The sequence below is a fragment of the Rhodococcus sp. 24CO genome, assembly GCF_050586165.1.
Classification (GTDB): domain Bacteria; phylum Actinomycetota; class Actinomycetes; order Mycobacteriales; family Mycobacteriaceae; genus Rhodococcus_F.
The window spans coordinates 44,630-56,989 of the sequence record NZ_JAZFNF010000002.1; the positions used below are offsets into that span (position 1 = coordinate 44,630).

Below are 12,360 nucleotides of genomic sequence, written 5' to 3' on the forward strand. Positions count from 1 at the left end.
GGAGCAATAAGCAATGGCAGAACCGCAGGATCCTTCCGCGGCTGTGCCTGCCAACCCCACGGTCGGGGCCGGGTCAACCGGTCCCGACCGTTCGGGCGTTGGTGGGAGACACCGAGCGCCGGAACCTCTCGAAGAGCCGTCGGTATCCGAGGGCACAGGGATGTCCATGACCAAGGTTCTGCCTGACTCTGCAGATACGCCTCCACCCCCGCCGGATATGCCTGCGCCCCCGTCGGCCGACAAGCCGAAAAAGCGTCGACGCGTCCCGCCGTGGGCGTTTGTCGCACCATCGTTGATCGTGCTCGCAGTCATCATCGTGTACCCGCTCGGGCGCGCGATCTGGATGTCGATGCACAGCGACGGCAAGAAACTCGATCCCGAGACCGGCATGTTCGTCACCGGTCAGTTCACGTGGTTCGACAACTACAAGAACTGGATCACGCAGTCCTGCAACACGGCGAACGGTGCGATTCCGTGTCCGCCCGGCACGCTCGGCTCGCAGTTCTGGCAGTCGATCGGCAATACCTTCGGATTCACGATCGTCACGGTTCTGCTCGAGACGCTGATCGGCCTCTCGATGGCGTTGATCATGGCCAAGACTTTCCGTGGACGCGGTCTGCTGCGCGCCTCGGTTCTGATTCCGTGGGCCATCCCCACCGCTGTCACCGCGAAATTGTGGTTCTTCATCTTCGCCAACGACGGCATCGCCAACAAGATTCTCGGCACCAACATCTTGTGGACGGCCGATCCGTGGCCGGCGCGATTCGCGATCGTAGTCGCCGACGTCTGGAAAACAGCGCCGTTCATGGCACTGCTCATCCTCGCCGGTCTGCAGATGATTCCCGCAGACGTCTACGAAGCAGCCAAGGTCGACGGCGCAACCGCGTGGCAGCGCTTCCGCATGATCACGCTGCCGTTGGTCAAGCCCGCACTCATGGTGGCCGTGCTCTTCCGCACGATGGACGCCCTGCGCATGTACGACCTGCCCGCAATCATGATGGGATCCAATCCCGCCACGTCCACCATCTCGGTCCTGGTGGTCGATCAGATGCGCGTCGGCGCCAATTCGGCATCGGCACTGTCCACCATCACGTTCCTCATCATCTTCGCTGTGGCCTTCATCCTGGTCCGATTCCTCGGAGCCAACGCGGTCAGCACGCAGGAAAAGCAGCGGAAAGGGGAGCCGGTATGAACAAGGCACTACGCGGCAAGATCGGCACCTACATCGGCGTCGTACTGATCATCGTGTGGGGACTCGCTCCCTGCTACTGGATGATCGTGACGGCGTTGCGCGACCCGGCGGACACGTTCTCGACGTCGCTCTGGCCCACAAATCTCACGCTGTCCAACTTCACCGCGGCGCTCGATCCCGATGCCAAGGTGAACTTCACCCGCGCCCTGATGAACAGCCTCATCATCGCCGGCGCGACCACTCTTGTCGCTCTGATCGTCGGCGTCTTCACGGCGTACGCGCTCTCACGGTTCGACTTCCGTGGCAAATACTTCGTCACCGGAATCATCCTCGGCGCGTCCATGTTTCCCGTCGTCGCACTCGTGACGCCGTTGTTCCAGATGTTCACGGACCTCGGGTGGATCGGCAGCTACAAAGCGCTGATCATCCCCAACATCTCGTTTGTCCTGCCGCTGACGGTGTACACGCTGACCTCCTTCTTCTCCGAACTCCCCTGGGAACTCGAAGAAGCCGCTCGCATCGACGGCGCCACCCGGGGCCAGGCTTTCCGGCTGATCATGCTGCCGCTCGCCGCGCCGGCACTGTTCACTACCGCGATCCTCGCGTTCATCGCGACGGTCAACGAGTACCTGCTGGCACTGCAGCTCTCGAGTGACAAAACAGCGCCCGTCACCGTGGCGATGGCCAAATTCTCCGGCACCGATCCCTTTGTCACGCCGTACACCTCCATCATGGCTGGTGGCACCCTCGTGATGATCCCCCTCGTGATCATGGTTCTGATCTTCCAGCGACGGATCATCGCAGGCCTGACCGCAGGCGGCGTCAAGTCGTGATGCGGGCTTCGCGCGCACAGCGAATGGAGCTCATCGCCGGCTTCATCTCGGTGTTTGCTCTCATGGCGTTGATCAGCGCTGTGGTCGCAATCGTCAAAGGTGACCCAGGCGTGACGCCGTCACTGGTGTTGCTGGGGTGCGTCATTGCACTGGGCTTTGCGTATCGCGGATACCGAAAAGCGGTTCGTGCGGAGCGTCGGCAGTAGAGCTCCCGGTAGTGTGACGTTTCGGTATCGCAGTTGCCGGGAGTTATCTGATCGAGATAACACCCTGGTGCAATGATGCTGTGAGGTCATGTACCCGACCGGGAGTGTGTAAGTGAGTCCATCGAACAGATCGAATGCGGCAGGTGGTGCTGCATCGTCTTCGCGTCGCTCCGGCAACCCGGGAAAACCGGCCAAGAAGAAGCGCTCGAAGTGGCGGTTCGTCCGGCGGACGATCTACGTGCTCGTACTGCTGATGATTATCGTGCCTGCGTCGGTGTTTGCTGTTGCCTACAGCCGCACGGAGGTCCCTCGCCCGGCTGACATGCAGACCAAGCAGGTTTCCACCATCTACATGGCCGACGGCACCACCGTGCTCGGGAAGGTCGTCCCCCCGGAGGGGAACCGCACCGAAGTTGCGTTGTCGGCCATCCCGATTCATATTCGTGACGCCGTCCTCTCCGCCGAGGACCGCAATTTCTACACCAATCCGGGCTTCTCCATTTCGGGATTCGCGCGCGCGGCCCGCGACAACATCATGGGCAAGGAAAGCGCCGGCGGTGGGTCCACCATTACTCAGCAATACGTGAAGAACGTGTTGGTCGGTGACAAGCGCAGTATCGACAGGAAGATGCGTGAGCTGGTCATCTCCGCCAAGATGGCGCGAGAGTGGTCCAAGGACGACATCCTCGCGGCGTACCTGAACACCATCTACTTCGGCCGCGGTGCTTACGGCATCGCAGCGGCGTCGAATGCGTACTTCGACAAGCCGGTCAGCGACCTGACGGTCGGCGAAGGCGCTGTTCTCGCTTCCGTGATCCAGAGTCCCTCGTTCCTCGATCCGGAGACCAATCTGCCTGCGCTCGAAGCGCGATGGAATTACGTGCTCAACGGAATGGCCGAGTTGGGCACACTCGCCAAGGCCGACCGTGAGGCGATGACGTTTCCCGTTGTCGCGGCGGCCAACCGCCCCACTGATCTGAACCAGGCTCCCGGACCGGAAGGCCACATCAAGACGCAGGTCCTCAAGGAACTTGCCGAAGCCGGTATCAGTGACGAGACGCTGAACACGGCAGGCCTACAGATCACGACCACCATCGATCCTCAGGCGCAGGAAGCCGCGCTCAACGCGGTGAGCAAGAACCTCGACGGGGAACCGGAGGAACTGCGCACCGCAGCGGTATCCATCAACCCACGGACCGGTGGAGTTTCCGCCTATTACGGCGGCACGGACGGCGCTGGTTTCGACTACGCCCAGGCGCCGTTGCAGACGGGTTCGGCGTTCAAGGTCTTCGGACTGGTGGCCGCGTTGATGGAGGACATCCCGCTCTCGGCCCGCTTCGACAGTTCACCGCTCACGATCAATGGTGTGACCATCGGAAACGTCGGCGGTGAATCCTGCGGAACCTGCACCATCGCGGAAGCCCTGAAGCGTTCGCTCAACACCAGTTTCTACCGACTGATGCTGTCGATGGAGAACGGTCCGCAGAAGATCGCCGACGCGGCTCACCTAGCCGGTATCCCCGAGCGAATTCCCGGGCTCGACTACCCCACCCTGACTCAAGCGGGTGACCCGCCGGAAAACGGAATCGTGCTCGGGCAGTATCAGTCCCGCGTCATCGACATGGCGTCCGCTTATGCAACTCTCGCCAACTCCGGGGTCTACCAGCAGCCGCACTTCATCCAGAAGGTGGTGACGGCCGAGGGTGAAGTTCTACTCGATCGTCCGGTCTCCCCCGGTGAGCGTCGACTCGACGCTGCCGTCGCCGAAAACGTCACGCAGGCGATGCTGCCGATCGCGTCGTACTCCAATGGCCACGCGTTGGCCGGTGGTCGCGCGGTTGCGTCGAAGACCGGAACCGCTCAGCTCGGTGACACCGGTCAGAACAAGGACGCCTGGATGGCGGGTTACACGCCGTCCCTGTCCACGGCGGTGTGGATCGGCACTTCCGATGCCCAGGCCATCACCAACTACAACGGCGGATTGATCTACGGTTCGGGGCTTCCTGCCGATATCTGGAAGAGCACGATGGACGGCGCTCTCAAGGGTTCCGACGTCGAGACCTTCCCGTGGCCGGATCCGATCGGCGGACAGGCCGGTGTTCCCGCCAACTCCGGTGCGACATCGCCGAACGACCGCAGCACTGGGGCAGCTACCCCGCCTTCCACCACGCTGAACATTCCGGGACTGCCGCCGGTGGAAATTCCGCAGATCCCGCAGCGGCCCCGTTCGATCGAGATTCTTCCGGGCATCGTCATTCCGTTGCCGGGCTGATCTTTTGCAGAGGCGGCGATCTTCGCAGATCGCCCACCTGGCGACATGCTGTGACGTAACGTGATGTGCGAGTTGCAGCATGCGCACGGGCGTCGTCACACGGTCGAGGGAGCAGGTCGAATGGGTCAGCTGGACGGCAAAGTCGCCTTCATCACCGGTGCCGCGCGGGGTCAGGGACGTTCGCATGCAACAACATTGGCGCAGGAGGGTGCGGATATCATCGCGATCGACCTGTGTGATCAGGTGGGATCTGTCGGATATCCCCTGGCCACTGCAGAAGATTTGAACGAGACGGTTCGGCAGGTCGAAGCACTGGGGCGTCGAATTATTGCCACCCACACCGATGTTCGTGATTCAGCCGGGTTGAGAGCCGCAGTCGACGAGGGTGTGTCGCAACTCGGGCGCCTCGACATCGTGCTCGCGAACGCGGGCATCGCGAGTTTCGCTCCGGCCGAGAACCTCACTGATGACATGTGGGACGACATGATCGCGATCAACCTGACCGGTGTGTTCAAGACGGTGAGGGCATCGCTGCCGCACCTCAAGGCACACGGCGACGGTGGCGCGATCGTCCTCACCAGTTCCACCGCGGGGATCAAGGGCCTGGGAAACCTGGCACACTATGCCGCTGCCAAGCACGGTGTGGTCGGCCTGATGAAGTCGCTGGCGAATGAGCTTGCGCCGAACATGATCAGGGTCAATTCGGTTCATCCGACTGGCGTCAACACCGACATGATTCACAACGAATACACATACGCGCTTTTCCGTCCGGACAAGAAGCCATCCGAGATCACCCTCGACGATGTGAGTGATGCGTTCCGAAGTTCGAATGCGCTCCCTGTCCGGTGGGTCGAATCAAGCGATGTCAGCAACGCCATTCTGTGGTTGGTCAGTGATGCCGCACGCTACGTCACCGGGGTTCAATTGCCGGTTGACGCTGGATCGGTCATCAAGTAGTCGTGCCGTAGTTACTGTGTGTCGCTGCCTTTTCGGGGAAGGACAACGACGCGCAGTGCTTGGCGTAGGTGGGCAATCGTGTGAGTCCACGCGAGTTTCTCGCCGGTGCACAGTTCGATATCTTCACCGCCGACTGCGACAGCGTTTGTGAGGGCGTTATGCCACTCGGCTTCCTGCTCCTGACTGATGCGGAGATACTCGAGGATGGTGTCGCGGTCGCGTCCGCAGATTTCTGCGACGTCGTCTGCGGTGAGTCCACCGGTCTGGTCTGCGTCGAGTTCGAGGATGGACATGAGGGCGGGTGGAAACTCGAAGCACTCGTGCCATTCGACGGCCGAACCGTCGAAAACGGCGCTCAGTCCGTCGCTGTCCGCCTCGTCTGTGGCCGCGAAATCTCCATCGGCTCGAATGGGTTGCCCGCCAAGCTCTTCAGCGAGTTCGTCCGATGCGTCGGCCAGTTCGGCAAAGGATCGGATGGTTCGCAGTAGATGATCGGGTGCAAACGGAGCGGCGTCGACCCGGGCTACGCCGAGGACGCTTTGTTCCACCAGGATGAGCTTGATGGTAGGCCACTGCCGATTGAGTTGGGACAGAACAAGAGCAGCATGGTTTGTGTCCGGTATCGAGTGAACAACCCGCGAGAAAACTTCTACGTACTGGTCGTCTTCGAGCACGCGGATATACGTGATCTGTTCGCCCCGAACGAGCGGGATGTCGCCGTCGTCGTCACGCTCTGGGGTGTAGTCGAGAAGCCGACCGAGGGCGTTGTCGACCAACTCGTTCAACGAGTCGTATTCGCTGGCCTGAGTCTGACCGTGGTCGAATTCCGGAATGTCTTCGCGCCCGCTCACCTGTACACGGAGAAAACTCGGGTGCGCGATGCTCCACATGTCGCCGAACACCCGTAGGGCTTGGGCGACGACGCCGTCGGGCCGAGAGCGATCGACGTCGATGTAGAAGGACATCGAGCCGTTGCCGGTGTCGTCGTGCTCGCATTGATCGGGGCGATTGAATCCCCAGCCGAGCAGCGACTCGTGATCCTCGGGTTCAAGCATCCGCAGCGGGTGCAGGAATTGATTGGACGGTACCTCGCACCTGACGCGGGTCTGGTCCCACGCGAAGAATTGGATGCAGGCGGGGGCGTAGTCGAGGTTGTCTTGCGAGTCGTGCTGCGACTCCACGACCAGGGTGTCGTTGTCTTGCATTGCAGCGATGTATCGAGACACACGAGCCCCGAATGCAGTCCATGCGGCAGTGATCTCGAGATCGAAAGTGTGCTCCGACATCGACGCTCCTTCACGGGTGGGGTTCATACCGGTCCAGGGGCTTGCCGACGTTCTGTGAACCCCTGCCGTCAAGCCCTTGGCGTGAGAGTAGCGGTTGGGACCGACAACTTCAGCGAGGCGCTTGGTCCATCCGAGAAAATTTTTCGGTTTCGTTGTCGAACCGTTCCTTGTACGCCGTCGCCAGATCGTGAAGGGCACCGACGCAGTCGCCGTAGAAGGTCGGTGCGTGCATGGTGGCCAGAATTCGTGGTTCGAGGTCGGCGAGGGCACGGATGGTAGGCGCAAGTGCCGGCGTCAAGGCTGTTGCATGCCCCAGATCCTCGGCCGCAATGGCGGGACCGACGATTTCCTGTTCGGTTGTTGCGGGCGGGGGTCCGAACGCGGTGAACAGGTCGCCACAGAACAACGTCGACGTTGTCTCCTCGAACATCAGGCCCGCGTCCCAGCCGTGCGGGACGTGCGGGGTGTCGATATGGCGAACGCGTCGGCGGCCTGTTTCGAGTACATCGCCGTCCTGCAACGGAACTGGCATTCGGTCGGCCAGGTCGTTGACCTGGACGAAGCATCCCATTGCGCAATGCGCGACCTGCGCGTCGGGCGCTGCGGCGAGCCACGAATTCATCGCCCCACACTCGTCGGCTTCGACGTGACCGAACGTGATCCATTTCAGCCGGGCCGGGTCGAGCAGACGCGACAGTGCGTCGGACGACGAGGTGAACAGCGCTCTCTGCCCGGTGTGGAAGAGCAGTGGTTCCTCGCCGTCGACAAGAAATTGGTTCATTGCGAGGTTCGCTTCCGGAACGAAGGTCGAGAGTCGATAGATGTCCGGGGCGATCTCGGTGATCGTTGTGCTCATCGCTGTGCTCCGATCAGGGCTGTACTTCCGTGACCTCCAGCTTTCTCGCCGCTCAGTCCGGGCACAAGGCTCTGGAATAGTGGAGGATGTGTTTGTACTGCTGCTGACAGGCCCGCCGGGCGCGGGGAAGAGTTCCGTCTCGACCGCGCTTCACGATCGACTCGGTGAGGCCGGCGTGAGAAACGCGATGATCGAGGTTGACGAACTGGAGCGGTGTTACCCGCCACTGGGAACCGAACGAGCCATCGCGCACGTCGAGATGCTGTGCACGTCGTACCGTGAGGTGGGTTACGAACTCCTGTTCATCACCGCTACCGTCGAAGACGACGACTACGGGCGTGCTCTGCTGGCCGCGACCGCGACTGACGGGCACCTGCTGGTACGGCTAGAGGCCGATCCGGATACGTTGCGCAACAGAATCATCGAGCGTGAACCGGCCAACTGGGCAGGGTTGGAGCAACTGGTGGAAGCGTCACAACTCCTGGCCGGTTCGATGCCGTCGTTGATCGGGGTTGACCTGGTTCTCAGCACCGAAGGCCGAGACCCCGAAAGTGTTGCCGATGACGTGGAAGCGTCTCTGCGAGAACATTATCCGTCGTTACGGGCGCTCAGTGTGCAGAGCGGTGACCACTGAAGCGAACATCGTCGACTTGATGGCGCCAAGTGTGCCCGGATTCTTCGGGCCGATCGGTGCGACTATGTCGATTGCCTTGGTGGTCAGCGCTTCGACGGAAGCCGTGGCGTCCACCAGACCTGCGGCAAGCGCGTCGCTTCCGCCGTACCGCCGCCCGGTGGTCATGGCGACGACGGCCGAGGCAGGACTGAGTTTGGCCTGAATGAGCGCAGCCATTCCTTCGGTGAAAGGGATGTTGATGTCGACTTCCGGGAAGCAGTAGTAGCCTCGATCGTCGCGCATGACGCGATAGTCGTGGGCGACCCCGAGCATCGCGCCCGCTCCGAAGGCGTGACCGTTGACCGCAGCGACGGTCGGCATCGGGTACGTCAGCATCCGAGCGAACAATGATTGCACTTGCTGCACATACCAATTTGCCTTGTCAGTGTGCGCGCCCAGCCAGTCGAGATCGAGTCCGTTGGAATAGAACTTACCCGTTGCCGTGGTGATCAGGGCGTGTGCGCCTTCGCGCAAAGCCTGGTCGAGCAGCTTGTCGACGGAGTCGAGCCAATCCGGGGAGAAGCGATTTTCGTCGTCGCCGAGATCGAGGACGGCGATCTTGTTTTCGAAGCGGAGCGTAGGGGTCATGATTGGCCTTTCTTGTTGCGGGACTTGGGGAGTGGTGGGTCGAGACGCAGAACGGCTCGAACGGCAGCGTCCAACCGCGCGCGTGCTGCTGTATCGGGTACTCGCCAACCGTCGGCGCGTTTGGCCGGGTGGATGAGGAGTCCGGTAGGTAGGCCGACAACACAGGCTTCGATTGCTTCGACTGCTCGTCCGTCTTTACGGCCCCAGAGTGCCGTCGACAACCGGATGAACAACTCGACGAGCGCCCGGTCGAGTTGTGTGAGTTGTTCTGCGATATCGGCAGGGACGTCGCTGCCGAGTAGTTCCTCACGCCTGATCGTCAACAGAAGTAGTGCGGAATGTGGGTAATCCAGCGCGAAGATCGCCGGCACTTCAGCGGCGGCGACCACTGCGTCCACTGCAGCGGACGGTGAGGGATGGCGCAGGGTGTCATCCACTCTCGACTGCTGGAGTGCGAGAAATCGCTGTGCGGCGCGTAGCCATGCGCTACCGACCAGGCCACCGCGAGAACCGAATGCGTGATAGATCGCGCCGTTCGAGACGCCGGTGATATCGGATACGGCTCTGACCGTGACTGCGGTCGGCCCGGCAGTGGCGGCGAGATTTTCGGCAGCATCGAGCAGTGTGTCGAGATCGTGGACGCGTGGCCGAGGCATGAACGCACAGTAACAGAGCGTCTGCTCTGTTACTAGTGTGTGGTCGGATCATGCGGCCGTCACATTGGTGCTCGGACGTCCGCCGGTGGGGATCGAAACCCTGGTGAAGTGAGCACCCCTACTGCAAAGTGAGCACCCCTTCCAGTTCTCTGGAAGGGGTGCTCACTTGATGAAAAGGGTGCTCACTCGGCCAAAGGCTCTCAGTTGCCGACGGCCACTCTACTTGCGTCTTTGGCGGCCTGGGACCCTTCCCGGCGCGGATGCACCGGTTGGCGTCGCCGATCCGCTTGCTGACCTGGTCGCCTATCTGAGCGTCCGCCCCGCCGCCGCTGTATCCGATCTTCCCCTCGCTTCGGCAGCCGAGTTGGTCGTGAACCGCTGAAACTCGAGGGTCAGTTCGACTCGAGAATCTCGGCGCCCCAATCTACGCGGTCGGCCAACCGCAGCAACGTGCGTCGGCGCGTAGGGCTGGTTTCGCCGATGTGCGCGATCCGGCCGTAGATGTGAGCGCGAAAGTTCGCGATCGACTCTCGATTCTGTTCCTGTGCAGAGGTATTGGCGGCATTGTGGAGCAGTGCGCGCAATCGGTCGTATTCGTCACGCGGATACGACGGTTGGTTGTTGATCACCAGCCCGGTGAGGTGCTGGCGTCGATGCGGACGCATCACTTTTGTCTTACGAGGATGGACGGCGAACCCCTCGTCTCTGGCGATCTGTCCGACCGTCCACAGGAGGGTGCCGACGTCGGCGACCTCGATGCCCGAGAATGCGAGGTCGTCGGCGTAGCGGGAGTAGGTGAGCCAGTTCGTCTTCGCCAGCCCACTCAACCGGATATCGAGGTTGCGCGCTACAAGGTTCGCGAGCGCAGGCGACGTCGGTGCACCTTGGGGCAGGTGCGCCGTTCTCAACTGCGACGCCTGTGCGTAGGGCACGCCGCGCAAGGTGTCGGCCGGCGTTGCGACAGTGCACAATCCGGTGAGGGTTCCGGCGACGGCGGGCGGGTAGCCGAGGGCGGTGAAGATCGCGTGAACACGGTCGCCGGTGATAGACGGGAAGAACTGAGCGAGGTCCACACCGATCACGATTTCCGATTGTGCATGCGGCGCTGCAAAAGTCAGAGGGCTTCGGCCACGGACAAATCCGTGTGCCGCGTCGTGCGGCGGTACCTGATCGAGGATGCGGCGCAGGATCTTCCGCTGAATTTCACGCAGCCTGGGTTTAGGTATCTCGAGTAGGCGAGCGCCGGCCTTCTTGCTGATCTGCATGGGCCGGTAGTGGCGCAGCGGGAGAGGTTTCGTGCGTAGCCATTCACCGCGATCGGCGAACCACTCGAGTTCCGAGATTGTCAGATCGAGCGAGCGGGCAAGGTCGGCGTTGGTGTTGTATCGCGGCACGTCGAAGCGCCATACCGAAGATTCGTTGGTGTCCAACGAGAGGGGAACTGGTCGCAGGCGCGGTAGTTCGCGCAGCAATCGGTAGAGCGACTGCGGTTCGAACGGTGGGGCGGGCATGAGATCGAGGACTCGGACCGCCAAGAGTGTCGGGGACACACCGAAGACGGTTCCGAATGCCTCCTCGAGGCCACCGAGGGTCCATGGTGCGTCGTCGGCTGCGTCTGCCAGTCGACGCGCCAATTCGGCATCGAGTTCGAAGTCACCCATGATGCATATCCAGGATGCGGCGGCGCAGGGTGACCAAATCCTTTGTCCGGGGCGGCGGGGAGCACGCGGAGCGTGCCGAATGCCGTCGGACGCAGTATCCAATTCTTCTGGCCGACCCAGGGGTTACCCCTGAGACTGGTCGCGTGGACCAACTCTCACCCACGCGCCGCCGCATGCCTTCACAATGGCAGACCGTCCGGTATCTGTCACGTGTACAGCATCAGGCCTCAGATCGACGAACGATCCGAACCGACGAACTCGCTGATCCACGGCACGACTGCTTCGCGGACGGTGACCGCCTTCGGCAGTAGTCCGTTGCTCAGCAGGAGATCGGCCGCGCGCTGCTGCTCGTCGAGGAACTCGTCGGTGACCGGGTTGACCCCGAAAGGACGCCCGCGCAGTGCAGCTTCCCAGGCATCGATGCTCGCGGACCCGCCATGCTTCTCGATGTCGTCGACGAAGATCTGCGCGGCTTCGCGGGGGTTGGCTTCGATCCAGGCGTCGGATTCCTGCAGGGCCTCGATGATCGCCTGGAGGGCCTCCGGGTTAATATCCGCGAAATCGCGCCGGGTGAACCACAGTGAGGGGTGGCTGAAGAGCCCGTCGGTGGCGATCAGCGTGCGTAGTTCGTGGTTCGCTTCGATGTCGGTCAGCCCCGGGTACGCCCCTACCCAGGCATCGATGGTGCCGTCGACGAGGTCCGCTCCACCACCGCGCACGTCGGTATCGACGGGGACGATGTCGGACCAGGTCAGCCCCGCCTGATCCAAGGCGAACAACAAAAGTGTGGTCTGCCACGATCCGTGCGCGATGCCGACGCGCTTACCGCGCAGGTCCTCTACCGAGTTGATCTCGGAATCAGCCTTGACCACCAGGCGCCCGTTCTCCACGCGAGGGCCGGAGATTCCGATGTAGACGAGATCGCGGCCCTGGGCCAATCCGGTGACGGGCGGCGTGAAGCCGGTTCCGATCACGTCGTATCCGCCCTCCTCGAACAGCCAGTCCGAGTGCAGGGTCGGCAAGGCGTTTTCCGGGTTCACTGCAGGCTTGGCGGGAAGCTCACGCAGGTCCACCCACTCGATGTCCGGGAGACGGCGTTCGAGGATTCCGGTGTGGCGCAGGACGAACAGCGAATTGTTGTGTGGGAAGTATCCGACGCGAACGGTCATGAGATCTACGG

Annotated in this window: 13 protein-coding genes; 7 read left to right on the top strand and 6 right to left on the bottom strand. The window is 62.1% G+C overall.

The annotated features are described in order from the left end of the window. Nucleotides 1–13: 13 nt before the first annotated feature. The 5 genes from V2B23_RS04355 (at nt 14) to V2B23_RS04375 (ending at nt 5,460) form a co-directional block, all read left to right on the top strand. A complete protein-coding gene (locus tag V2B23_RS04355) occupies nt 14–1,192 on the top strand; it encodes a carbohydrate ABC transporter permease (protein ID WP_430949224.1) in 1,179 nt (392 codons plus the stop codon). After that, complete coding sequence (locus V2B23_RS04360) at nt 1,189–2,025, top strand: carbohydrate ABC transporter permease (RefSeq protein WP_430949225.1); 837 nt, start codon at nt 1,189–1,191, stop codon at nt 2,023–2,025. Before V2B23_RS04355 ends, V2B23_RS04360 begins: the two co-directional genes overlap by 4 nt. Next, a complete protein-coding gene (locus tag V2B23_RS04365) occupies nt 2,025–2,231 on the top strand; it encodes a hypothetical protein (RefSeq protein WP_430949726.1) in 207 nt (68 codons plus the stop codon). The genes V2B23_RS04360 and V2B23_RS04365 overlap by 1 nt, the downstream gene beginning before the upstream one ends. Before the next feature lie 112 nt (nt 2,232–2,343). Next, nucleotides 2,344–4,503 carry a transglycosylase domain-containing protein gene (locus V2B23_RS04370; protein WP_430949226.1) on the top strand — a complete coding sequence of 720 codons (2,160 nt, stop codon included), beginning with the start codon at nt 2,344–2,346 and terminating at the stop codon, nt 4,501–4,503. Between the two features lie 120 nt (nt 4,504–4,623). Further along, on the top strand, nt 4,624–5,460 hold the full coding sequence (locus V2B23_RS04375) for a mycofactocin-coupled SDR family oxidoreductase (RefSeq protein WP_430949227.1): 837 nt from the start codon (nt 4,624–4,626) through the stop codon (nt 5,458–5,460). An 11-nt stretch (nt 5,461–5,471) separates the two neighbouring features. Here V2B23_RS04375 and V2B23_RS04380 read toward each other — a convergent pair whose 3' ends face one another. Together V2B23_RS04380 and V2B23_RS04385 are read right to left on the bottom strand one after the other, a co-directional pair. Then, on the bottom strand, nt 5,472–6,746 hold the full coding sequence (locus tag V2B23_RS04380) for a T3SS (YopN, CesT) and YbjN peptide-binding chaperone 1 (RefSeq protein ID WP_430949228.1): 1,275 nt from the start codon (nt 6,744–6,746) through the stop codon (nt 5,472–5,474). 109 nt (nt 6,747–6,855) lie between these two features. Continuing rightward, nucleotides 6,856–7,602, bottom strand: coding sequence for an MBL fold metallo-hydrolase (locus tag V2B23_RS04385; RefSeq protein WP_430949229.1), 747 nt, complete (start codon nt 7,600–7,602; stop codon nt 6,856–6,858). Here V2B23_RS04385 and V2B23_RS04390 point away from each other — a divergent pair. Beyond that, nucleotides 7,568–8,236 (top strand): AAA family ATPase, encoded by a 669-nt coding sequence (locus V2B23_RS04390; RefSeq protein ID WP_430949230.1) that lies wholly within the window; start codon nt 7,568–7,570, stop codon nt 8,234–8,236. The genes V2B23_RS04385 and V2B23_RS04390 overlap by 35 nt on opposite strands. On the opposite strand, the gene V2B23_RS04395 is transcribed toward V2B23_RS04390, so the two are convergent. Then, complete coding sequence (locus V2B23_RS04395; RefSeq protein WP_430949231.1) at nt 8,201–8,863, bottom strand: enoyl-CoA hydratase-related protein; 663 nt, start codon at nt 8,861–8,863, stop codon at nt 8,201–8,203. The two genes, V2B23_RS04390 and V2B23_RS04395, sit on opposite strands and share 36 nt — an antisense overlap. Further along, nucleotides 8,860–9,519, bottom strand: a complete 660-nt coding sequence (locus tag V2B23_RS04400) for a TetR/AcrR family transcriptional regulator (RefSeq protein WP_430949232.1) — start codon at nt 9,517–9,519, stop codon at nt 8,860–8,862. The genes V2B23_RS04395 and V2B23_RS04400 overlap by 4 nt, the downstream gene beginning before the upstream one ends. A gap of 169 nt (nt 9,520–9,688) precedes the next feature. Between V2B23_RS04400 and V2B23_RS04405 the strand changes: the two genes are divergently transcribed. After that, on the top strand, nt 9,689–9,901 hold the full coding sequence (locus V2B23_RS04405; RefSeq protein WP_430949233.1) for a hypothetical protein: 213 nt from the start codon (nt 9,689–9,691) through the stop codon (nt 9,899–9,901). A gap of 10 nt (nt 9,902–9,911) precedes the next feature. Here V2B23_RS04405 and V2B23_RS04410 read toward each other — a convergent pair whose 3' ends face one another. Next, nucleotides 9,912–11,180, bottom strand: a complete 1,269-nt coding sequence (locus V2B23_RS04410) for a reverse transcriptase family protein (RefSeq protein WP_430949234.1) — start codon at nt 11,178–11,180, stop codon at nt 9,912–9,914. A 227-nt stretch (nt 11,181–11,407) separates the two neighbouring features. Then, nucleotides 11,408–12,349 (bottom strand): ABC transporter substrate-binding protein, encoded by a 942-nt coding sequence (locus V2B23_RS04415; protein WP_430949235.1) that lies wholly within the window; start codon nt 12,347–12,349, stop codon nt 11,408–11,410. Nucleotides 12,350–12,360 lie beyond the last annotated feature (11 nt).

What these genes read in the sequence shown, in the direction of transcription:
- V2B23_RS04365 (WP_430949726.1), top strand. Translation starts at nt 2,025, where the DNA reads ATGCGGGCTTCGCGCGCACAGCGAATGGAGCTCATCGCCGGCTTCATC.
- V2B23_RS04375 (WP_430949227.1), top strand. Translation starts at nt 4,624, where the DNA reads ATGGGTCAGCTGGACGGCAAAGTCGCCTTCATCACCGGTGCCGCGCGG.
- V2B23_RS04405 (WP_430949233.1), top strand. Translation starts at nt 9,689, where the DNA reads ATGAAAAGGGTGCTCACTCGGCCAAAGGCTCTCAGTTGCCGACGGCCA.
- V2B23_RS04355 (WP_430949224.1), top strand. Translation starts at nt 14, where the DNA reads ATGGCAGAACCGCAGGATCCTTCCGCGGCTGTGCCTGCCAACCCCACG.
- V2B23_RS04395 (WP_430949231.1), bottom strand. Translation starts at nt 8,863, where the DNA reads ATGACCCCTACGCTCCGCTTCGAAAACAAGATCGCCGTCCTCGATCTC.
- V2B23_RS04415 (WP_430949235.1), bottom strand. Translation starts at nt 12,349, where the DNA reads ATGACCGTTCGCGTCGGATACTTCCCACACAACAATTCGCTGTTCGTC.
- V2B23_RS04360 (WP_430949225.1), top strand. Translation starts at nt 1,189, where the DNA reads ATGAACAAGGCACTACGCGGCAAGATCGGCACCTACATCGGCGTCGTA.
- V2B23_RS04385 (WP_430949229.1), bottom strand. Translation starts at nt 7,602, where the DNA reads ATGAGCACAACGATCACCGAGATCGCCCCGGACATCTATCGACTCTCG.
- V2B23_RS04400 (WP_430949232.1), bottom strand. Translation starts at nt 9,519, where the DNA reads ATGCCTCGGCCACGCGTCCACGATCTCGACACACTGCTCGATGCTGCC.
- V2B23_RS04390 (WP_430949230.1), top strand. Translation starts at nt 7,568, where the DNA reads ATGTCCGGGGCGATCTCGGTGATCGTTGTGCTCATCGCTGTGCTCCGA.
- V2B23_RS04380 (WP_430949228.1), bottom strand. Translation starts at nt 6,746, where the DNA reads ATGTCGGAGCACACTTTCGATCTCGAGATCACTGCCGCATGGACTGCA.
- V2B23_RS04410 (WP_430949234.1), bottom strand. Translation starts at nt 11,180, where the DNA reads ATGGGTGACTTCGAACTCGATGCCGAATTGGCGCGTCGACTGGCAGAC.